This is a genomic window from Natronomonas aquatica (genome assembly GCF_024449025.1).
Lineage (GTDB): Archaea > Halobacteriota > Halobacteria > Halobacteriales > Haloarculaceae > Natronomonas > Natronomonas aquatica.
This window is the reverse complement of sequence record NZ_JAHLKM010000002.1, coordinates 88,704-110,925: the sequence shown is the minus strand read 5'-3', so window position 1 is coordinate 110,925 and position 22,222 is coordinate 88,704. Positions and strand designations below refer to the sequence as shown.

The 22,222-nt window shown below is 64.1% G+C and carries 14 protein-coding genes; 9 read left to right on the top strand and 5 right to left on the bottom strand.

All coding sequences use genetic code 11. From position 1 onward, the window contains the following. Positions 1–35 precede the first annotated feature (35 nt). From KM295_RS02410 to KM295_RS02370, 9 genes are all read left to right on the top strand, one after another. A complete protein-coding gene (locus KM295_RS02410; RefSeq protein ID WP_256028272.1) occupies positions 36–2,135 on the top strand; it encodes a zinc ribbon domain-containing protein in 2,100 nt (699 codons plus the stop codon). Positions 2,136–2,227: 92 nt separating this feature from the next. Next, on the top strand, positions 2,228–3,529 hold the full coding sequence (locus KM295_RS02405; protein ID WP_256028271.1) for an FtsZ/tubulin family protein: 1,302 nt from the start codon (positions 2,228–2,230) through the stop codon (positions 3,527–3,529). 2 nt (positions 3,530–3,531) lie between these two features. Then, the gene (locus tag KM295_RS02400) at positions 3,532–3,765 is read left to right on the top strand and encodes a hypothetical protein (protein WP_256028270.1); all 234 of its coding nucleotides are present in this window, start codon (positions 3,532–3,534) and stop codon (positions 3,763–3,765) included. Continuing rightward, positions 3,762–4,484 (top strand): hypothetical protein, encoded by a 723-nt coding sequence (locus KM295_RS02395; RefSeq protein ID WP_256028269.1) that lies wholly within the window; start codon positions 3,762–3,764, stop codon positions 4,482–4,484. Before KM295_RS02400 ends, KM295_RS02395 begins: the two co-directional genes overlap by 4 nt. Positions 4,485–4,525: 41 nt before the next feature. Continuing rightward, positions 4,526–6,568 (top strand): hypothetical protein, encoded by a 2,043-nt coding sequence (locus KM295_RS02390; protein ID WP_256028268.1) that lies wholly within the window; start codon positions 4,526–4,528, stop codon positions 6,566–6,568. Positions 6,569–6,574: 6 nt separating this feature from the next. Further along, positions 6,575–7,804 (top strand): FtsZ/tubulin family protein, encoded by a 1,230-nt coding sequence (locus tag KM295_RS02385; RefSeq protein WP_256028267.1) that lies wholly within the window; start codon positions 6,575–6,577, stop codon positions 7,802–7,804. 2 nt (positions 7,805–7,806) lie between these two features. Further along, positions 7,807–11,292 carry a CARDB domain-containing protein gene (locus KM295_RS02380; protein ID WP_256028266.1) on the top strand — a complete coding sequence of 1,162 codons (3,486 nt, stop codon included), beginning with the start codon at positions 7,807–7,809 and terminating at the stop codon, positions 11,290–11,292. 21 nt (positions 11,293–11,313) lie between these two features. Continuing rightward, positions 11,314–12,300, top strand: coding sequence for a hypothetical protein (locus tag KM295_RS02375; RefSeq protein ID WP_256028265.1), 987 nt, complete (start codon positions 11,314–11,316; stop codon positions 12,298–12,300). After that, on the top strand, positions 12,293–14,590 hold the full coding sequence (locus KM295_RS02370; protein WP_256028264.1) for a COG1361 family protein: 2,298 nt from the start codon (positions 12,293–12,295) through the stop codon (positions 14,588–14,590). Before KM295_RS02375 ends, KM295_RS02370 begins: the two co-directional genes overlap by 8 nt. 78 nt (positions 14,591–14,668) lie before the next feature. Here the strand turns inward: KM295_RS02370 and KM295_RS02365 are convergent, their stop codons facing one another. The 5 genes from KM295_RS02365 to KM295_RS02345 all read right to left on the bottom strand — a co-directional run bounded on the left by KM295_RS02365 (position 14,669) and on the right by KM295_RS02345 (position 22,111). Then, the gene (locus tag KM295_RS02365; protein WP_256028263.1) at positions 14,669–17,644 is read right to left on the bottom strand and encodes an outer membrane protein assembly factor BamB family protein; all 2,976 of its coding nucleotides are present in this window, start codon (positions 17,642–17,644) and stop codon (positions 14,669–14,671) included. After that, positions 17,641–19,236 (bottom strand): ATP-binding protein, encoded by a 1,596-nt coding sequence (locus KM295_RS02360; RefSeq protein ID WP_256028262.1) that lies wholly within the window; start codon positions 19,234–19,236, stop codon positions 17,641–17,643. The genes KM295_RS02365 and KM295_RS02360 overlap by 4 nt, the downstream gene beginning before the upstream one ends. Further along, on the bottom strand, positions 19,229–19,864 hold the full coding sequence (locus KM295_RS02355) for a hypothetical protein (RefSeq protein ID WP_256028261.1): 636 nt from the start codon (positions 19,862–19,864) through the stop codon (positions 19,229–19,231). Before KM295_RS02355 ends, KM295_RS02360 begins: the two co-directional genes overlap by 8 nt. A 6-nt stretch (positions 19,865–19,870) precedes the next feature. Further along, positions 19,871–20,920 carry a coiled-coil domain-containing protein gene (locus KM295_RS02350; protein WP_256028260.1) on the bottom strand — a complete coding sequence of 350 codons (1,050 nt, stop codon included), beginning with the start codon at positions 20,918–20,920 and terminating at the stop codon, positions 19,871–19,873. A gap of 72 nt (positions 20,921–20,992) precedes the next feature. Next, on the bottom strand, positions 20,993–22,111 hold the full coding sequence (locus KM295_RS02345) for a hypothetical protein (protein ID WP_256028259.1): 1,119 nt from the start codon (positions 22,109–22,111) through the stop codon (positions 20,993–20,995). Between the last annotated feature and the right edge of the window lie 111 nt (positions 22,112–22,222).

The window sequence follows — 22,222 nt, the reverse complement described above, 5'->3', positions numbered from 1 at the left end:
AAGTTTTTTTCCCGTTTCTCGCAATCGAGTTGTATATGACCGCTGAAGAGGACGTCAACGGGATCGCGTGGTGGATCGGGTGGAATTTCTGGATTACGATCATCGGGATAACGCTGATAGTGGCCACGATCGGGTTCATGGTCGTCGACCAGGCCGGACAGATCGGGATCATCACCTTCTTCGGATTGCTCGCCGGGTTCGGGATCTACTTTTGGGGGACGCGGGTCGTCAACGCGAACTACGAGGAGCTTTTGAACCGGTTCGTCTCGCAGGCTGAACGGAGCGCCGCCAGGGGGATCGACGTCGCCGAGGCCGGTACATACTCCCTCACCAGGGGCAACGGGAAGTCGCCGCCGTTCGTCAAACCCTCGCGTACCTACCGGACGACGACGCTCGTCGTCACCGGAACGTCGGTCAACATCAACCAGGGGGCCAAGTACAACATGGCGTCGCGGGAGGCCGGCAGCGGCGGCACGAACCGCGAACTGTTCTACGACCAGATTACGGCCGTCGATTCCCACCAGGACGGGAACTACTCCACCCTCGAGATACGGACTGCGGGCGGCGAATCGATCGAAGTCGGGTCCGGGGCGACGGAGACGGTCGACGCCGCGATAAGCGCGGTCAGAAAGCGGCTCCGGGACGTCAAGTCCGGACGCAACATGTCGATGGGTCAGCGGACCACCCAACAGCAGCCGCAGGACGGTTCGAGTACGGAGGGACAGTCGACAGCGGGGACGGAGGCCAGCACCGGCACCAGGTCATCCGGTTCCGACTCGGAAGGCGGTACAGCCGGAGCCGAGTCGGAACCGGAGCCGAAACGCGAGTGTCTGAGTTGCGGCGACCGGATCGCCCCCGATGTCGATTTCTGTCCCTCGTGTGGCGCCGGATCGCCGTTCGAACCGGGAACGGAGACCCAATCCGCCGAAACGGGGGAGTCGTCGGACACCGAAGAAGAGCGGGACTCGTCACCGCCGGTCGTCGCCGAGGCCGCCGGTAGCGTCGAGCGGCGGACCGAGTTCGACTCCTCGACCGCCCGGAAACTCTGTCGCGTTCTGACCGACGAGTCGGCCGACGAAGACGAGGTTCGGTCGGCGATCTCCGAGGCCGTCGAACGGCTCGAAACCGGGGCGGCCGTCTCCGAGGCTGTCAAACCCGCCGATCGCCGTTCGACCGTCGAAGTGTACGAGAACATCAAGCGGGATCTCGACCGACAGCAGGGCCGTCTCCCGTCGGCGATCGAACCGCTCGTCGACCGATTGATCCGGACGAACCGGAAGCTCGAACAGCAGGAGGACGACCGCGAGGCCGTGATCGGCGAGGCCGAGACAGTGTGTGAGGCGGCGGCCCGATCCGGCTCGGTTTCGTTCGAGAGCCGGGACGCCGAGGGGCGGCTGTCGGAACTCGCGACGGCACTCCAGCGGGAGGACGTGGTCGTAACCGAGCCGTCGACCCCGATCGAGTCTATCGCCGAGACGATCGATCGCCAGGCCCGCCCGTCGAGCGGGCTCTCGCGGGAACTGATCGACGGGCTCAGAAGTCCCGACGACGAGTCGGAACTCGAAGCGACGATCCGCGAGAGCGTCGAGGTACTCGACGAGTACGCCGAGACGCGTGAGATGCTGTCGGAGATCGGCCCCGACGATGTCCAGCGACGGCTCGATTCGCTGGATCGGGAGCTCACCACCCAGGACACACCGGTGTACAGCCACCTCGCCGATCGGGTTCGGGAACTGGAGGCACTCCTCAACGACCCCGAATCGATCGACGACATCCAGTTGTACGCCATCTACCAGGAGATCTCCTACTACGACCGGACCCTGATCCCGCGTCTCTCCCGGTCGCTTTCGGGTGGGGAGTCCGACGACGTCGACGAACTACTCTCGACCGTTCGGGGGCGGATCGAGGACATCAGGTCCGAGTTCGTTTCGGTCAGGCCCGACCACAACCATTCGATCCCGAAACATTTCCTCGCACTGGCGGAGGAACTGTCGGCGGACGCCGAGCAGGAGCTCACGACCAGACCCCAGCGGGCGGCCGGCGTGTTACTCGCCGCCGACGCGGTGCTCGACCACGTCGAGGAACTCTACGAGCGCAACGAGTACAGCGTGATGCTCAGACGGCTCAGAGGGTGAACCCTCGAACCCGGAACAGTTCGTTTGACCGATATTTTCGAGCCGACCGATAGTTATTTTATCGAACGACGAAAACCGACCGGTGTAAGTTAATGACATACTTGTTTGTGGGGGCAGGGCAGGCAGGGGGAGCGATCGTCGACGCGCTGTTCGAGTACACCGACGACTCGTTGCTAGGCCTGTTCAGCAGTCCCGATATCTCGACACTCGGGACGCCGTTCGTGTTCAACTCGACCATCCGCGACCTCGAGAACCTGGCGAACATCCCCGAGGAAAACCAGTTCGGGATCGCGGAACAACACGGGCTGGTGGAACGGTCCGAGCCGGGATTCGAAGAGATGGTCACCGGCGGCTTCGGCCGGGATCCGGTCAGGGCCGACGAGGTGATGGTCCAGTACGACACCGAAGTCCAGAACCTGCTCGACCGCCGGTTCGGCGCGACGGCGCCGCCACCGGGAGAAGAGGAGGGGGAGGGAGGGGAGGCGACGACACCGGCCCCGGCGGCGTCCGACACGATCGATTTCGTGTTCCTGTGTCTCGGTCTCGGCGGCGGGACAGGCTGTGGAATCGGCCCCCATCTCGCCCGCCAGATCAAACGGTACACCGACGGTCACGCCCAAGTAATCGCGGTCGCGATCCTGCCGAACACGAAGGGGTCGGTCGAGGACGACACCAACGACGACGGGATCGCCGCCGGACGGCAGGCGTGGAACGCGAGATACGGGCTCGATCGCCTCGAGGACGAGGCCGACGGGATCGTCCTCGTCGACAACCAACGGATCTCCTATCTCGACTCCTCGGCGGGGCAGTTCGGGGAGTACAACGCCTACGTCGCGGCGTCGCTGTACGATCTGATCACGGGACCGGTGTTCAGCAGCGTCGACGCCAGCGAAGTCGAGAGCGTCGATACGCCCGATATCGACGTTCAGGACATCGTGACCTCCCTCTCATTCGGGATCGGGGGGGATTCACGCCCGGGATACGCCGCGATCGGGCGATCCGTCTCGATGACACAGACGCTTCCGGGCTATCTGTTACCTTTCGTCGGGAAGCGCGAGATCGACAGCGCGGCGCTGTCCCGGCTGTCGGCGTCAAAACAGACGCTGGCCAACGCCGACAGCCAGAAGGCTCAAAAGGCCATCTCGCTCGTCCGAGCCCCGAGTTCGTACCTCACCGACGGGAGCCACAGCGTCGAGACCGCGACCATTCAGGAGTTCCTCGAACGGAGCTGTGGGCTGAGCGAGGTGAACCTCGGGATCGCCCTCAGCGACCGGAAGCTGGCCTCGCTGACGACGCTTCTGACCTACCGGCGCGAGGACCTCGGTCGGATCGCGGAGATCGAATCGATCGCCGAGGCGTACGAGGAGGACCAATCGGAGCAGATGATGATATAAACATGAGCGGGATGGCCGAACTCGTCGCGCTCGCGTCGATCGTCGTCGGCCAACTCTCGCCGAGCGACGCGCGCCAGGCAGGGGAGCTGACGAGGCGCTTCGCTGCGCTGGCCGATCAAGCGGTCGCCCTCGCCGGCGGGGGCGCGCTGCTCGGGCTTGGGGTCGGGATCCTCGTCGCTGGCGTCGGAGTATACCTATACAAACGGAGACAGATCAGAGCCAGACTGCACTCATGATTCGTCGTAGCACGCTCGTCGTGACGGTTCTGTTCGTCGTCGGGGGGATCTCCGCCGGGATCGCGGCGCCGGTCGCGGCACAGGGGTCGGGCGACGCCTTCGGGACGAACGTCTCGACCTCCTCCGAGTTCGAATCCGAAGCGACCGAGTTCGAGAACGCCGCTGGCCGGATCGAGAACGCGTCCGGATCGTTACGTGAAACCGCCGTCGCGATCGAAAATTCGAGTTCCTACACGGACGAGCACCACGGCAGCGCCAACGAGTCCCTCTCGGAGATGGAACAGGGGCTCGATAATCTCCGCGACGCCGAGAGCGAGGCCGCAAGCGAACTTCGATCCGATGACCTCTCCCCTGCGGAGCGGTTCCTGGTCCGGCAGGAGATGAGCGAAGAGCGGAACGAGACGGTGACGACGGCCGAGAACTCGCTCTCCGAGTACGAGAACGCGGTCAGCACACAGCGAGTAGACGCCCGTTCGACCGTTCTCATGTATTTCGGCGGGGCGCTCGTAGCCGGGCTACTCGGCGGAGCGCTTCTAGGGGCAGCCGTCCCGCTCATGGAGGCAAAAAACGTCCGCGATCAGATGAAACTCAGTCGGGACGTCTCGTATAACCGCCGTGCCGGGCTGGTCCCGGCCGTCGCGGGGATCGTCCTCCTTCTCGGGGCGATCGGACTGTTGTGGTATCTCGGAGCGATCGATCTAATCCGGGTGATGGTATGAATTCGAGCACACGAACAATACTCAGTATCGGTGGTCTCGTCGTGGCTGCAGCCGCGAGCGGTGCGATTGTCTTCGTCCTCACGGGGATGTCCGAGGTCGTCTGGGCGACGATGATCGGCATCCCGATCGTCGTCGTCGCAGGGATCGCGCTGTACGTACGGGGGTTGATTACACGGAGCAAAACCAGCGAACAGCAGTACGTCCGAAAGCGCGGACGGAGCGTCGCTGAGACGTTTCAGGACTACCTCCGGACGCTGAACGATCTCCGGGACGCCTATCCCAACTGGTCGCAGAGCGTCGACGCCCGCGTCGACTCGCTGGTCGCGGACTTCGGGACCCAGGGCATCCGGTTCGAACCGAGATCGGGGTCCTTCGAACTCACCGGCAGCGTCGACAGTGCCGACGTTCAGGAGTTCGAACGCCTTGAGACGGAGATCGAGTCCTTCCACGACGAGTTCGAGGAGCTGTTCCGGGAGTTCGCCCGGGAAGAGACCGACGAGATCGAATCTCAGACCGCCCGTCTGGAGGACGTCGATCTCGTTCGATCCGCGCCGTCGGTGTCGCTCCCCCCCGCAACGGACCCGATCCCGGCGTACCGGGACACGCTGGACGAGGCTCGGGAGGAAGCCGACGAGGCGATCGAGGCGGCGATCGAGACGGTCCGTGAGATGACACGGGGCGATATGCGTCCCGACGATATCGACGCCATCGAGGCGGAACTGGAATCGGCGTCCGGAGCGGCCGACAACCACGACTACTACGCCGCGACCGAGTCGATACTCGAGGCGAGAGACCGGCTTCGGGATCAGTTATCCGGCTCCTTCGAAGCGGAGCGCGATCGGCTTTCCGACCTCCTCGACGCCGTGTTACGATCGAACGTCGACGAACACGTCGACGCCGAGTACGTCGACGAGATAACGAAGATGCGCGACGAGGTCGAGTCGCTCGATTCGGCGCTGGAACTGGCCGAACTGACGCGCAAGCAGGCACAGCTCAGACGGACCTGCGTCACGATGATCCGGTCGATGGAGCGCGACCTCGACGACGCCGTCCGGACGCTCCAGTCGGCGGAGCTTCCCGGCGGGTACTACGACGAACCGCCCGTCGTCGAGGAATCGCTCGCGGAGACGCTCGAAGACATCGACGACTTCGAGCGGTTCACCGCCGAGTGGGCCGACGCGGCCGCACGGTTGACCGACGCCCTCGAAACGGCACGAACGAAGGCGTCCGTCGTCGAGGCGTACGACGATTTCGCCGGTCAGATCGACACCCGATTGCAGGAGGCCGGCGAGGTGACGGCCGACGACCTCCCGGTCCGTCACGCGGAACAGTTCCTCGGACTCTATAACAGACGCAACCCCTCGATCGAGTTCGATCCGGCCCAAGGGGTGCTCCGGCGGGGCGACGTCGAGCGACACGACGTGACGGTCGACCTCCAGTACGAGCGCGGCGGCGAACTCCGGCAGGCGACCGTCGAACTCGACGGTGGCGTCCATTCGGAGCGCGAAACCGTCGAAACTCGGGTCGCCGCGTCCGTCGAATTCGACGAGGTGCCGGCCGGAACGTACACCCTTTCGGGAGACCCCGGGGACGAGGCGTTCGGGTCGGTCGAACGCGAACTGGAGGTCGACGGCGACACGACGACTGCGGTCGAGTTCGCCGAACGGTCGCTCCGCGAGCGGCTGTGTTCGGACTTCGACCAGGACATGGGGGAGCACGTTCCGGCGATCGATTCGCAAGTCTCCTCGACGTTCGAGGAGCAGGGATACGTTTCGACGGGGATGGAGCTGCCGGTCCGGGACTCGTACGTTCCGTGTCTCATCGCCATCTGGAGCGAGCGCAACGGGTACGACCTCGTCGAGTCCGACGAGGAGGTCATCGTCTACGACCGCTCACAGGTCGAGCGCGAGCTCAAAAACACCGTCCGGTACAACATCGAGGCCGGCGACGAGTTGCGGTTCGAGGAGGCGAAAAAAAACTTCTTGTCGGTACCGCTGCCAGACGCGACCATACGGGAGATGGTCGCCGGGCTGGAAACGGGCGAGGACGTGACGACGACGGCGACGGCGATCAAGATAGAATAACTGACAATGGCAGCATCAGACACGTTTACGAGATGGAGCGTAATCGCATCGGGTGAGGGCGGTGGGCGGATCGCCTCGCAGTTTTTCGATCGCGCGGAGAACCCCGGGATCGACGAACGGATCCTGGTGATGAACACCAACCGATCCGACCTCCGGAACACGATCGACCGATTACAGGAGCATATCGGATCCGGTAGCGACGAGGAACAGCTGATGAACACCCACGCTCTCGAGTTCGGTTCCCAGCAGGGAGCCGGGAACTTCTTCCCGAACGGGGAGGCTTGCGCCCTCGAGGACCTCGATCGGATCGTTGGCGACATTCAGGATCAGATGAGCGGGACGGACGCGTTCATGCATATCGCGACGCTGGGTGGCGGAACCGGAAACGGCTCGATCCCGTACCTCATCGACCAGTTCAAGAACGGCCTCCCGGACGCCCAAAGCGTCGACGTCGAGGACTGGATGGAAAGCGTCATCCATGCTGCCTTCGGCGTGTGGCCCTACTACTACGAACAGCCCCAACGACACTTCAACGCGGTGTGTGGGCTCTCCCGGCTGTTGCGAACCGAGGACGGGACTCAGAACGCCGGTATGGTGCTTTTGGGGGCGAATTCGCATCTGGAGGCCGCCAGCGACGACGGAAACGGGCAGTACGACTCGATCAACGGCGCGATCATCGAGGCGGTCGAGTTGATGATCGGGGCCGGTAGGGAAACCAGAAGCGTCATCGATATCAAGGACTACGTGACGATCCCCTCCCAGATGGACGCCTACCACTTCACGCCAGCGGTCGCGACCGATCTGGACGGGTCCATCTTCGAGTTGGAGTACATGCTCGAACAGGCGGCCGAAAACACGTTCGTGCCGATGGACGTCGAGACGACGCGGGCGGCGTACGCGATCGTTCGGGCACCCGAATCGATGATCGACAACGGCGAGATATCCGAACCCGATGTCTACGACGCGTTCCGCGACTGGACGGACAGCCACGGGATCAACGTCGCGGGACAGGCGAGCCTGACGCCGAAGCGCGGGAAGGGAAGCGACGTGGACGTGTTGCTCCTGTTGGGGGGATTCGATCTGGATCCGCTTTTGGATCACTCCTGGGACGACTTCGAGATGCTCGGGGAGAGTCTGGCCGGCTCGAATGGCGGCGGTGAGACCGACCTCACACACGCCGAACTCGATCAGATCGTGACGAACCTCGAGGAGTACACCGACCCCAACGCCGGATAACCATGACGCGACCTACCGATCACCTCGGGTACGCCCGGACCGCGGTCGCCGCTCTCGCCGTCCTCGCCGCGGTCGGATTCCTCTTTGCCCCCGTAGCGGTCGCCCAGACCGATACCGGAACGTTCGGAATCGACTCCGTCGACGCTCCCGGGGAAGCCAGCGTCGGCCAAGAGATAACCGTCGAAGCGACGGTCGAAAACACCGGCGGAAGCGCGGCCAACGGAACCGTCCGTCTCGACATTAACGGAAGTGAGGTCGATACGGCCGAGACCGGAGCAGTCGATCCGAACGAAACGACCACCGTCGATCTCACCTACACAGTCGATGGGCACCTTCCCGACGAGGCTGATTTCACCGTCTCCATCGGCGACGCAGAGCAAACCGGGACGTTCACCGTCAACAGAGAGTCGCAGTTCGATATCAGCATCACCGATGGCCCGCCCGACTCGGTTAGCGCCGGAGAGACCGTCGAGTTGACCGCCGAGATCGAAAACACCGGCGGTTCGGGGGAGACGACGGTGTCCATCGAGAACGACCAGGGAACGATCGAATCGAGGTCGATCGAACTCGGATCCGGCGAGGCGACCGAGGAAACGTTCTCGTATTCGACCACGGACCGCGATCTGGGGATGATGGATCTCGTGGTTAGCGTCGCGGACGGTTCGGACGAGAACCGATCAGTTCTCGTCGGATTCTCCGATGAGGAACAGTTCGCCGCCGCGCGGACATCCCGGGATCATATTACTGTTACCCTCGCGGAATCTGCCGTTGGGCCGAACGGCTCGGTTCCGAACGGAGAGATTACTTTAGGAACCGATCCAGGGACCGTACAATGGACCTGGAATATAAGCGCGTTTACCCCGGAAAACGGCCTGTATCAGCACCGGTTATCGGTGCCAGGATCCGGAGGTATCGACGATACTTCGTTGGTCGGCACGACGGTCGAAGTGAGTGATACGGAGCTTTCGGACGAGGCCGACCTCCACACCGTCGAGTCGGCGTCCTTCGGCGGCTGGACCGAGGACGGAACGCTCTATCTACCGGTCGAGACCGTCGGCGTCACCAACACCAGCGTGACGGACGTGTCACTGGTGCTGGCCGGCGAGACGGTGGACGCATCGCTGACCGATCCCCGGACGGTCGAGATCGATCTCGGAACGTTCCGCGAGGAGGTCGCCCCCGACGAGACGACGGCAGACGGCTTCGAAACGGACGGAGCCCCGGTCGGTTCCGCCAGCGGGACGTCACCTGAAATCCGTTATCTGCACGGCGAGATCGTCCTCTGGCATCCGCACATTGAGGACGGGGTCGAACACACGGTCACGGTCCACAGTATCGACGACGCCGAGAACGAGACCTCGACCGACGCGACGGCGGTTCGGGACGGTGCGATCCCGGTCCCGAACGACGGCGAAGCCGCCGGCGCGAACATGGTAACGGTTTCGGTCGGCGACCTCCTCGGGGAGCAAAAGGTCGAGGGACCGGGCGCCGAGACGGCGTCGATCAACGCGACGCTCGTCGACGGCACGACGATCGAGACCGATCGGAGCCTCGAAGCCCTGTCGGTCTCGTCGGTGCTGATCGGGACCGAGTCCGGGTCGACGTACCTCTCCGGTGAGGACCTCTCGATCGACGGCGAACGGCTCCAGGTATCGGGCGTCACCCTCGAAGCGAACGGAGGGATGGTAGAACTGGCGACCGATGCGGGGATCGTCGCCGTCCAACTCTCCCCGCCGGAGGGCGGATCGATAGTCACTACGGTCCTGTTCGCTCTCGCCATGCTCGTTGGTGCGATCGTTACGACCGTCGGCGGGTTCCTCGCTGGCCAGTGGAAAGGGATTCACGACAAGGTTGAACACACTATTTTAGCTGCCGTAATAATCTTTTCCGTCGTGATCCTGGCGATCGAGCTTGTCGACGCGCTCGGCGTCTTATCACTTCCGGTCCCCTTCGATCCCTGGGGACCAATCGGAGCTGCCGTAGTAGCGCTGTTCGCGATCGGCTATGCGGGTGGCGACAAACGGGCCGGATCGGAAAGTGACGAGATGGGTCAAACTGGAACAAGACAGAAGACGACGACGAGACATATCGATATCACGGACGGGACGGATCGGATTAACGACGAGGTCGAGATCGAGGCTGTCCGCGGTAGCGGCGCTAATACCGATAGACGAACCACGGTAACTAGGGACGGATGGAAAAAATGGGAGCTACCGAAAAGGAAGTGGCGATTCTCGGCGACGCTCGAAACGGAAAATCGCACCTACACCTCCGATCCCATCGAGGCCGATTTCGGACGAGCGTCCGAACCGATCAAACTCGAATTCGATCTCCCGGATATCTCCGTGACGGTACAGGACGAAGTACGTGATATCCGGATCCCGGATGCGTCGGTCCGGTTGGAGGCGAACGAAACGACGGAGACGAAGCAAACCGGCGACGGTGGACAAGTGCGGTTCGATCCCCCGCCCGAAGCCGAAACGGTCGCCCTCGTCGTCGACCACGAGAAATACCAGGAGGCGACGGTCGAGCGTGAACTCCCCAAAGATGGGCTCAACGAAACGATCGAACTGTCTCAGCGACCGGGACAACTCCGGGTCCAGTCCCGGATCGACGGGGTCGCTACGGGCGGAATGAACATCAAGATCGTCCCCGAGGAGCCGGCTCTCGAACGCCTCTACAGCGGAGAGGGGACGAAAGAAGCGACGACCGACGAAAGCGGCGAATACGTCGACGACCGGCTACTCGTCGGCCGGTACCGAGTCAGTCTGGCGCCCCCGAAACAGCTCGAGCACCTCTTCGAGACGAGGGACGATCGCGCGGTCGTCGATCAGCCGGCCGAGACGGTGACGCTGGAGGCGTCGTTCACCTGGAGCCTTTCGGCGCCACAGCGCGACCGGATCGACCGGATACGGACGGAACTCCGGGACGTGACCGCCAAATCCGGCGTCGATGTCGCGATCCCGCAGTATTACGCCTCGGTCGTCGAAACCGTCCTCGATGCGGTCGAATCGTTCCCCGAACGGGGCCACTACTTCGCCGAGATCGACGCCGACCCCGACACCGTCGCAGACGCGACCCTCGACGCGGCGGCCGAGGCCACCGAGACGATCTCGGAGGCGATGTCGACGAAGCGGAACCTGGATCTGTTCACCGCCTGCTCCGACATGAGCGCGGCGAACGTCCGGTGGACGGGGGATTTCCACATGAAGACGCTGATCGAGCGGCTGAACGAGGACCCGATGGCGGCGCGGCGTGCCTTCGCCGCGCGTGCCGACGAGGTCGCCGACCGTATCGACGCCGAGCGCGGTTCGCTCTCGGAAATCGCGCCGGCCCGCGAGATGCTCGAGCGGGTCGACATCGACGGCTCCGGCCGCGGCGCCGACGGCATCGTCTCGGTCCACGTCGCGATCCTGCTTTTGGACGCGATCGAGGAACTGTTCGAGCATCGGGAGCTCACGGAACGACTCTCCCGGACGGTGTTTTGAATGGACAGAACGAACACTCGGGTGACGGTCATACTGGTCACCACGGTCGTCGTCGTATCGCTTCTGGCGCCGGTAACGGCGCCGATAACCGTCGCGCAGGAATCGTCGGGATCGGAACCGGAAACCGCCGACGAGTACTTCGGCACGCTCAGGGGGATGAGCGACCTGGCGATCTACGACGAGTACGGCGAACTTGAAACGCTCCACACCCAGTCGCTCGCGGCGGTTCAGGTCGGCGACTTTTCCGACGAACAGGCGAACGAACTCGATGCCGTCATCGCGACGATCAGATCCTTCGAGACCGCACAGACGCAGTTCGAAAACGGGGAGTACGAGGCCGGCTTCGAAACCGCCACCGAGATCGAATCGACGATCTCCGATCTCCGATCACACGACGAGTCCCTGGCCGCGCTCTCGAGGCTGGCGCTGACGCGGTATTACGAACGGCTCGGGGACGAACTCGCCTCGGAGGCCGAGGCGACCGATCACACACCGACAGAGATCGATCTCCGAGAGATGGCGGCGTCGGCTTACCAGGGGGCCAACGAGCCCGAACAGGCGGCCGAGTTCACCAGACAGGTCGAACAGCTCGAAGCCGAGCTATCGGCCGACAGGGAGGCGATGAACGAGTCGGCGGCGGCGATGGACTCGTTCACCGACGCCTGTACCGGCTGTGAGAGCTCCACGGCCGCCCTCGGGAGCCACAACGTCGGCGTGATCCAGCAGTACGGGACCGCGCTCCAGGTTGCGCCGATGCTGGCCGACGCCACACAGCGGGCCCAGCGACACGGCCTCGAGGACCGCCAGTCGGCTCTCCAGCAGCGGCGGGATACGGCGAGAGCGATGCGGACCTCGCTGGCCGTCGCCTCGGGGACGATCCTCCTCGGGTACGGGCTCGTGATCGCGCTCGTGGTCTCGCTGATCGCCTCGCGGCTCTTCGCCTGGCAGCGGGCCTTCGAGGCCGCAAACCTCGATTCCGTCATCGTGATGGGTGATACCGATGTCTGAGCGAGCCGCGGTCGCGTTGGTCGCCGCGCTGTGTGTGCTGTCGATGGCCGCCGTCGGCGGCGTCACCGCCCAGACGAGCGACTGGACGGCCGGGAAGAGCGGCGAGACGCTCACCTTCGAGCCGGGCGACGGGAACACCATCTCGGATACAGTGACCGTGACGAACAACGACGTGAACAACTCCGTCGACATCTCGGCGTCGATCGGCGGCGGTCACAGCGCGACCGGACCGGGGACTGTCGGCCCCGGCCAGAGCGCAACGGTCGACGTGACCCTCAACGCCGGCGGTTCCGAGTCGGCGACGCTGGAGATCGGGGGCGGCGGAAATACCGAAACCGTCGATTACACCGTCCGTACGCCAGCCTACGTCGAGATATCGAACGTTCCGGACTGGGTCGACGACGAGGGCGCGTTGCGCGGCGAGTCCCGGGACGCTCAGGTAACCGTCGAGGAGGTCGGCGGCTATAGCGGCTTCAACGGACTGGACGTAAGCGGCGCCGACGGGATCAGCGGCTTGGAGAGCGCCAGCGCCAGCGCCGGCGGGAGCGACCAGGTCACGGTCACGTTCACGGCCGACGACCGTGCCGCGCAGTACTCGGACATCGGCGGGATGTTCTCAGTCGATCCCGACGACGGGTACAACGTCGACAGCTCCGTCACCCTCGAATCGTTCGTCGCGCTCCCGGCCCAGTTCGGCGACGTGAGCCTCGGAGTCGGCTTCATCCAGTTCGACGAGCCCCGGAGCGCCGGGACGATCACGCGGACCGCGACCATCGACGTCGAAAACACCGGCGATCGCGAACTCGACTTCGGCGGCGTCGACGTCGACTCGACGGACTTCCAGGAGGTAAACGTGGTGGACACGCCGGGCACGATCGCACCGGATTCGAGCGAGCCGGTCGAAATCGAGATCGTCGCCAGTACCGACATGGGCGAGGGGAGCTACGACTTCGATGCCACGGTCCAATCGAGCGACGCCAGCGTCGACAGCGCGGACGTCTCCGAGACGATCGAGGTCCGACACGGTATCTCGATGGACGTGAGCCCGACACAGACGGGGGTCGGCGACGTGCCGATCGGGAACTCCGAGTCGACGTCCGTCACGGTCAGCGAGGAACTCGGGTACCGGAACATCAGAAATCCGGAGGTGACCCTCGAAGACGGAAACGAAGAGTACATCGAGGTGACGAGCGGCGTCGGATCGACGATCGGCTCCGGAAGTTCGGCGACCGTCGGCTACGAGGTTCAGTTCGATCCGAGCGCGGACATCGGCTCGGGGTACACCTGGACGTTCGTGATCGACGGCGAGGGCGTCGACAGCCGGGAGGTCACCGTCACCGCGACGCCGATCCCGCTCAATCTCGATCCGCTTTTGGAGGATCTCGATGAAGCTCCGGCGGGAAGCGAGGCGCTCGATCAGACCTCCGGGCAGACCGTCCAGCTGGTCAACGAGATGGACCAGCGGATACGCGAAGACGATGTCCCCCGTGAGGACGTGACGACCGTACTGACGTTCGGCGACGGCGTCATCAGATATCTCGAGGCGATCGCCGCGACCGACGAGCTGATCGAAAACGGAAGCTACGACGCGGCCCAGGAAGAACTCATCAGGGCGGCCGTCGCCTACGACACGATGACGACGTACGGACAGGCGATCCGGGACGACGACCTCCGGAGCCAGGCCATGACGATTCGCGACACGGCGGGGTCGGAACTCGAATCGCGGCTCCAGACCCAGGAGTCCTACTACCAGGAACAGCTCGAAGCCGAGGACACGGCCCCGATCGAGGAGGCGTCGATCCAGAGCGAACTCGCCCTTATCGCGTCTCTACGGGGCGATACCGAACGCGCCCAGTCGCTCGAAGCCGATTCCGAGGCGGCCTTCGAGACCTATAGCACGCTGGTCTCGGAGGGCGAAACCGAACGCCAGCAGGCGGTGAACACCTGGGGAGGAATGCAGTCGGACATCTTCGTGTCGGTGCCCGGCCAGCCCCTCATCCTGAACCCGACCCACTACGGCGAGTTCGAGGAGCGTTCGGAGACGCTGCTCTCGAACTACGACGACGCCGAGGCGGCGTTCACCGAGGCGGGCGAGACGACGCGGGCGGAGACCGTCGCCGAGGAGCGCTCCCAGCGGGCGAGCGCGCTGACGATCGCGCGCTGGTCGCTGTTCGCCTCGATGGGACTTACGGTCGTCTTCGTCGTCGCGCTCATCGTCCACACCAGCCGGGGAATGTACTGGTACGTTCAGGACTCGAAGGAGTCGGTCACCGGCGACTTCCTGGTGTGACCTCCGGCTCGGGGGTCGTCCCCGCCCTCGGTACCCAGTTCGATTCTAGGGCTGTGAGCGGGAACCGGAACGGCCGGATCAGTCGAACGACGTCGAGACCGTCGGGGGGAACTCGGTCTCGTCCCCGCCCGTTTCGCTCAGTTCCTCCAGCGACCAAGACGTCCGATGATCGTCGGTCCACTCCGCTTCGGTTTCGACCGCCGGTCCGGCCACCCGGAACGTACGCGACGCCTCGGTATCAGATCCGTCGGCGTAGGTAGCGGTGATGTCGAACTCGGCGGTTCCGGCGCCCGTCTTCAGGTCGACGTAGTGTTCGATCCGTTCCCCGGAGGGAAGCGTCTCTCGGTGGGCGGCGGAGTACAGCATATCGTTTATCGGCTCGCCGTCCGCTTCGAGGGTCACGTCCGAGAGGTCCCTCTCGGTTTCGTTTTCGAAGACTAACACGACGGTACCGTACTCGCCGGCGACCTGTGTCGAGGGGGCGATCGTCTTCCGGAAGGGATCCCCCCCACCGCCGCCGGCACCCTCACGGACGACCGCGGCTGTGTGGATCTCCTTTCGTCCGTCTTCCCGCCCGGTCGCGGCGATTCTCGCTTCGACGGTTTCGACCCGCCGGTCGGTCGATTGTCGGATCGTCCCCTCCAGTGATGTCCGTTCGCCGGCGGCGACGGTCGGAGTCCCGATGTCGACCGTCCGGCCGTCGAGTTCGAGCCCGTCGATCCGGTACTCGTCGTCGGTGGCGTTTTGTAGTTCGATCCCGTAGTGGCCGTCCGTCGGGTCGACGACTGCCCGAACGACGAGCCCCCGATCGGAAACTGTCACGCGCTCGGCAGGGGATCGATCCACCATCTCGCCGTCCCGTTCGAGCGTTACTTCCGGGAGTTGTGTCTCCGCTTCGTCGCTCGTAAGGAAAACGACGGTCCGTTCGGCCCGCCACGCGTCACCGCTGTCGATCACGCCGGGATCCAGACAGTCGTCGCCGACGGCGACCGTCGGTTCAACCGCGTTACCCTCGTTACGAACCGTGATCCGCTCCCGAACGGCGTGGCCGACCGTGACGTCCCGATCGGAGAGTTCCCGTTTCACCGAGAGCGTCCCCTCCGCGCTGTCCGTTCCGCCCGTATCGGCGTTTCCGTCCCGTTCGTCGGCGGCCGGCCGGTCCGAACGTTCACTCGGTTCGTCGCGCCCGCCCGCGCTTCGCTCCGGGGATCGGTCCTCCCGCGGTGTCCGATCGCGGTTCCGGCGGTCGGTTTGGTCCGACAAGGGCGACGATTCGGGAGCCGTATTCGTATCCGGCTCGTTCCGGGGACTCGACTCGCCGGCAGTCGCCGAACGCTCCGATCCCGAACGTCCGCCGGAGCCGGGACCGGGACCGCCACTGGAACCGGATCCGGGCCCGGACTCGGAGCGATCGGTTCCGCCCCTCGTCGTTGTCGTGAGGTCGGCAAGCGGCCCCTCGTCGGTCATCCTGGCCTGGTCCGTGATGTCGACCGAGGAGAGCCCGACCCGCGCGATCCCGCTCTCGTAGACGGGTAACAGAACGAGCAGCGATCCGTCCTCGATGCGGACCGGCGACCGGACCCGGTCGGCCCCCGGCACGTCGACGACGAGTTCGTCCGACCACGCCACTGCCTTGTCGGCCTCGATCCGCCCGTGGAGAGCGTCCCGTTCCTGCCGTAACTCGACCGAGGGATGTTCCGGAAGCTGACACGACGGCGCGAGTTCGGTCCGCCGGTTCCCTCGGACGACGTCTATCCCAACGGTGATCGTCCGTCCCGCCTCGTACGGCTTGGTGATCGTCGTAGTCCAGGTCTCCCCCGGTCCGATGTCGGTTTCGCGCTCGTCGGGATCGAGAGTGCTGATCGAGTCCAGCGGAACGCTGCCGGTGTTCTCGACGGAGAGCTCGAGCCTCGCGACGCCGTTTTCGACCTCGACCGGGCGGAGGTCCGCCTCGACCGTGACCGTGCTTTCGGCCGCGTCAGTTACTTCGATCGAGCCTTCGGCGACGATCCGGCCCTCGATTCGAGCCGTGAACGCCGTTTCCCCGTCGGTGCGGACGGACTCGACCGGGAAATCAGTCAGCGTTGGCTCCCGCGGCGCCAACTTGAGACGCCGCTCGTCCGGCGAGAGATCGGCGTGTTCCATCGACGCCGTCAGCGTGATATCGTGGGTGGTCTCCTCGAGGTTCGTCACGTTCACGTCGACGGTGCCGCCGACACCGACCGACTCCGTGGGGATCTCGACATCCATCAGTTCCTCGCTCGGTACGTACGTCACGACGGTTCCGTTCCGGACCGAACAGACCACAGATCCGTCCCGGCTGGCGTAGATCTCGCCGGATCCGAGTGTCCCGACCGATCGGATCGACCCGTTCGGCCCGATCGATTTGATCCCGTCCTCTGTGCTCAAAAGCAGTTCGCGTGCGCCGTACGGGGCGATCTGTCTGACCGGGAGTTCCGTTTCCCAGCGCTGGTCGCCGGTCTCGATGTCGATCCCTTTCAGCTGCCCGTTCTGGAGGGCCACAACGAGCACGCCGTCGCAACAGCCAACGTCCCGGATCGCCGTGTTCAGATTGCGATCGAACGCCTCCTCGCCGGCGGTATCGACGCACCGCAAAAACGACCACGTCGCCGAAACGAACCCGCTTTCGATCCCCACGAGCCGGTCGTCGCGCGGCTGTCCCGGGCGCCGCCGTTCGACCGCGAAGGCCTCCTGACCGGTCTCCAGATCGACCGCCACCAGCCGCTCCGGTTCGAGAACGCCGACGAGCGGCTCGTCAGGCAGCGTCGCGACGGCGTGGGGCGCCTCGAACGTCCGGTTCCAGACGCCCGCGCCGTCGCGGGTATAGGCCGTCAGCCGGTTCGACGAGAGGACGACGATCCGATCGTGCAGCGCGATGTCCGCGATCGCCCCGTCGTGTTCGAACGCGGATCGGTCGGTTCCGGAGACGAGCCGGACACGCTCGCCGGAAGCGATCGCGACAGCGTCCTCACCGACGCCGACGGCGTCGATCTCCGCCTGGTCGAACGATCCGAGCTCTCGATACTCGGTCATTCGCCGCCCCCGTTCTCGTCCCCGTCGGTATCGCCGCCGCCGAGCAACTGTTCCGTAAGCGTCGGCCCCCCGCCGATCTCGATCCCGAGTTCCTCGGCCTGCGATTCGACGTATCGTTGCATCTCCGGGTACCCCTCGATGTCGTCGAGTTGGTTCCTGACGCTCGTGACGTACTGGCGGATCGTCTTCGGCTCGGTCTCCTCGAGCCGCGAGAGGAAGTAGTCGGTGTCTGGGACGATCGGATCCCGGTCGGGCCGGTGGACGCTCTCGACGAGATCGCGCTGGAACTCGCTCCCGAGCACCCGATCAGCGATCTCGGCCGGCGTGTAGCCGACCGACGCTTCCCCGAGCCGCTCGAAATCGATGTTCTCGGCGCCCTCGATCTCCCCGAGGTTCTTCTCCCAGACCTCCGCCATGACGCGTTCGTCGGGCTGGGGGATGAACTGCTGGATCGGGAACCGCCGAGTCGCCGCGGGGTCGATCGTGAAGGGCATGTTCGTCGCGCCGATGACGAGCAGGTTGTCCTCGATCTCGTTCATATCCTGGAGGAAGGCGTTCGTCAGGGAGCGTTCGTGCCGCTGTAAGGAGTCGTCGCTCCGGTCCGGGATCAGCGTCTCGACCTCGTCGAAAAAAAGGACCGCAAAGCCCTCCTGGGCGATCCCGTGGGCCTTCTCGAAGATCGCCTCGACGCGCTTTTCTGACTCGCCGGAGTACTTCGAGAGGACATCGCTGCCCTTCACTTCGAGGAACTTCACGTCGCCGTAGTTCTCCTCGATTTCGGCGTTGTATTTCGCTTCGTAGGCGATCGCTTCCGAGACGAGCGTCTTCCCACACCCCGGCGGCCCGTACATCAGCATGCTGTTGCCCCGGCTGGCGAAGCCGTCCCCGTAGCGCTCGATGACCTCGTTGCGGACCGAGGGATCGAACAGCGCCAGCAGCATCTCGGCGGTCTGTTTGACCTCCGAGAGGCCGGCGACGTCCTCCTCGAAGTTGACCGTCGGCTTCTTCGGGTCGAGACTGACCGAGATCTCCTCCTCCTCGCCCTCCCGACCGCCGGCCGTTCCACCCCGACCGTCGCGGTCGCGGGTCGAACTCAGCTCGCGGAACTCGCCGGCGTCGACGAACTCGATATCCGTCGTGTCGGTAACTCGCAGCGTCGTGTAACCGGTCGGTTCCATCTCGGCGATCTCGAAGGAAACGAGCTCGTCGCCCTTCGGGACGACCTCCTCGATCGGGTGCAGCAGGTACTCGTTCCCCCGCAGGAACGGCTCCAGTTCCCCCGGCGCGATCTCGTTCGTGAAGACCTTCACCGAGTCACAGATCTCGACCTGCCGCTTTCTGACGTCCGGATCGACCAGAAAGTCCGCGCCGCGGTCGATCCCGCCGAACAGCGTCGCCACGTTCCGGTGCATCTTGACCTTGTTTCCGATCGTGTCGACGACCGAGTCCTCGACGGGATCGACGTAGAAGTACGCCCGTGTTCCCTTGTGTCTGATCTCGACGAGTTCCGTCCCCGGCCCCACCTTCTTTTTTCCCACCTTGATCTTTGAGGACGGCTGGTCCCCTTTGACGATCGGTGTCAGATTAAGCATCCGTATTACCTCCGAGCGCAGTCGTTTTCCGTTCGATCGCTTCCAAAAGCTCCCCCTGATCGTGTTCCGTCCGGTAGCTCACGTAGCCGCTCGTCGCCTTGATCCGTCCGAGCGTGTACTCGAGGACCTCTAGCATCTCGACGATGCACTCGCAGGTCTCCCCGAGGTGTCCCTCGCTGCCGCCGGCCCGCATCCGCTCGGAGATCCGGTCGAAATCGCCGGCGAGCCGGGCGACCTGCCGCTGGAGTAGATCGAACACCGGCTGCCAGTTCCTCGCCGAAGCGCCGTCCGTACCGAGCGGGACGAGGAGCCACGAATCACCGGTCTCGACGGCGGCCTCCTCCCGTACGGCTTCGACGTTTTCGGCCTCGAACGCTTCCGGGGGGGCCGAAGGCTCCTCGTATCGCCGTCCGAGCAGTTCGATCACGGCCGCTTCGCCCCGTTCGGTGTGTCGGTCGAGGGGGAACGGCGCGTTACACCGCAACAGCTCGGCGATATCGACGAGCGTCGTCAGCGTCTCCGAGAGCCGTGCCTCCGCCTCGGTACTGGGGAACGTCCGCATTTCAAGCAACTGGACGCCGTGGACTTCGATCCGGCGGACCGAACCGAGCAACGAAACCGCGTACATCGGCGATCAGCCCATCTCGAGGTTGCCGGACTGTTCCTGAACGGTTCCCTCACCGGCCGTCTCGGTGGCGCTTTCCGTCACTTCGGCCACCTCGCCGGTCACCTCGTCGACGATGTCCGCGAGTTCGGTCGGATCGGTCTCCTCGACTGCCTCGTCGATCCCTCCGACGCCCGCGAGTTGGGTCGCCAGTTCGCCCATGTTCTCGACGATGTTGTTTGCACCCTCCGGGAACTCCTGTTCCTGCAGCGCCCTGGTTCGGACCTCCTGTTGTTTCTGATCCAGGGCGATGCGTGCGCTTTCGAGCTGTTCGATGCTGTCGCTCAGCTTGTTCGTCCCCTCCTCGACCTTCTCGGTCAGGTCGGTGTCGATCACTTCCTGCATCTTCCGGTGGAAGACGAGCTTCCGTTTGAGCTGGTTGTACCGGGACCGTTCCTCGGGGGGAAGCTCCGAAGGGCTCTCCGGGACGCCCTGGCCGTCGCCGAGGCTTTTCAGCTCTTGGGCGGTTTCCTGCATCTTGGTCTCGATCTCTCCGGGGTTCTGATCGATCTCGTCCATCCGGTCTTCGAGCTTTTCTTTCGCCTGCCGGACGCGGTCGATCGTCTCGGAGATCTTCTCGACGCAGGCGTCGATCCCGGCCGCCCAGTTCAGGACCATCCGACCGCTCATCTCGGCTTCGTCCTGTGGATTCCGAAGCACGAGAACGTCGCTGCCGCTGCCGTCCAGCTCGACGATCTCCTCCTCGGCGAAGTATTCAAGGAGCGCCTCGGCTTGGTCCTCGCTCGTCACGATCGAGCCCTCGTCGTCTTCCACTCCCGCCAGCGTCTCGATCGCTTCCTGGCGCTCGATTCGGCCGTTTCCCTCCTTCAGCTCCATCGACCCGAGCAGGTCGGATTTGATCAGCGCTCCGATCGCACGTTCCCACTCGCCTTCGACCTCGTCGCCCTCGACCCACCGTGCTTCGAGTCGGACCGGATCCTTGTTGTCGTTGACCGGATCGGCGATCACGTAATCGGTGCCCCCACTTTCGATCGGCTCGAAGTTGTATTTTCTCGCCATCGTTCGGTTATCTACGGATATTCTCCGGATCGGTATCGTTCTTTGGTTCCGTTCGATCGCCCGCCCCCGACATCAGAGCGCCATCCCACCGAACTTCTCGTCGTTGACGATCTCTTTGTATCGCTGTTCGATCTCCTCGCGGATGTGGTCGTTGACCGCGTTGGTGTTGCTGACGCGGATCTCCTCGAAGTGCTCCTCGGCGGCCTCGACCCAGCCGTCGATCTTGCCGGGTTCGGTGTCCACTTCAGCCTGGACGTCCTCCAGGATCCGACGCGCTTCCGCCTCGGTGTGTTGCCGGAACTCCTCCTTTTGAATCGCGATCGTTCGGTCGGTCTCGACGTCGAGGCGGTCCTCGAGCGCCGATTTGGTTTGTTTGATGATCTCGCGTTCGACCTCACGTGCCCGCGAGAGAACGTCGAACCGGTCCCTGATTTCGTTTTCGACCACCTGTTCGAACTCGTCTTCCTGAAGGATGTACGTCGCCGTTTCGAACTCCGATCCGACCGCCTCGTCGATCTCGTCGGCCAAGTGCTGTCCGTACTCTTCCAGCAGCGAGTTAACCAGGTACTCGCCGTCGAGATCGATGATCAGGTCCTCGTTCTCCAGATAGCGGATCACGTCCGTCGTCGCCGAGACGTCGATCACGCTCTCGAGATCGCTGTGTGAGATCTTGCCGTTGACGGCATCCTGTGCGAGCTTCGAATCGAGGCCGACATCGTCGGCCCGCTCTTTCAGCTTCGGCCCGATCGTGTAGTAGTCGTTTTGTCCCGCGCGGATCCGTCGCAGGTATCCCCTCGATTCGAGTTCGTCGACGAAGAACTCCAGATCGTCGATCGCGAGCGAAAAGACCGACCGGAGCCGCTCGCCGGTCACGACGATCTGCTGGCTGAAAAGCATCGTCAGTTCGTTCGTGATCTCTTCGTTTCCGACCGCCCCGAACTGGTCGATGTAGAACACGCCGTCGCGGATCTGATCGAAGTCGGTGAAGTCGTCGGCCGCGATCTCGCTGAGCCCCTTCCGGATATCGCTCGTCGATAGCTCGTCGGCCTTCAGCAGGCTCGTATCCCTCCCCTCGTATGCGTTCTTGATCTCGTTTTTGTCCTCCGCGATATAAATAAAGCCGTAGTTCTCCCTCGCGATCGACTCACAGACATCCTCCAGCGTGTCGGTGTCTACGGGACGGAGTGGCACAGACGAGGATAATTCGCCCGGATTACTAAACAATAACGGTGCAAACTATCCGAGAGGTCGGGGACGACGACGGTTCGATCGGGTGCAGCCGTCCGATGGGCCCGCGTGTGG

What these genes read in the sequence shown, in the direction of transcription:
- KM295_RS02410 (WP_256028272.1), top strand. Translation starts at nt 36, where the DNA reads ATGACCGCTGAAGAGGACGTCAACGGGATCGCGTGGTGGATCGGGTGG.
- KM295_RS02405 (WP_256028271.1), top strand. Translation starts at nt 2,228, where the DNA reads ATGACATACTTGTTTGTGGGGGCAGGGCAGGCAGGGGGAGCGATCGTC.
- KM295_RS02400 (WP_256028270.1), top strand. Translation starts at nt 3,532, where the DNA reads ATGAGCGGGATGGCCGAACTCGTCGCGCTCGCGTCGATCGTCGTCGGC.
- KM295_RS02395 (WP_256028269.1), top strand. Translation starts at nt 3,762, where the DNA reads ATGATTCGTCGTAGCACGCTCGTCGTGACGGTTCTGTTCGTCGTCGGG.
- KM295_RS02385 (WP_256028267.1), top strand. Translation starts at nt 6,575, where the DNA reads ATGGCAGCATCAGACACGTTTACGAGATGGAGCGTAATCGCATCGGGT.
- KM295_RS02380 (WP_256028266.1), top strand. Translation starts at nt 7,807, where the DNA reads ATGACGCGACCTACCGATCACCTCGGGTACGCCCGGACCGCGGTCGCC.
- KM295_RS02370 (WP_256028264.1), top strand. Translation starts at nt 12,293, where the DNA reads ATGTCTGAGCGAGCCGCGGTCGCGTTGGTCGCCGCGCTGTGTGTGCTG.
- KM295_RS02365 (WP_256028263.1), bottom strand. Translation starts at nt 17,644, where the DNA reads ATGACCGAGTATCGAGAGCTCGGATCGTTCGACCAGGCGGAGATCGAC.
- KM295_RS02360 (WP_256028262.1), bottom strand. Translation starts at nt 19,236, where the DNA reads ATGCTTAATCTGACACCGATCGTCAAAGGGGACCAGCCGTCCTCAAAG.
- KM295_RS02355 (WP_256028261.1), bottom strand. Translation starts at nt 19,864, where the DNA reads ATGTACGCGGTTTCGTTGCTCGGTTCGGTCCGCCGGATCGAAGTCCAC.
- KM295_RS02350 (WP_256028260.1), bottom strand. Translation starts at nt 20,920, where the DNA reads ATGGCGAGAAAATACAACTTCGAGCCGATCGAAAGTGGGGGCACCGAT.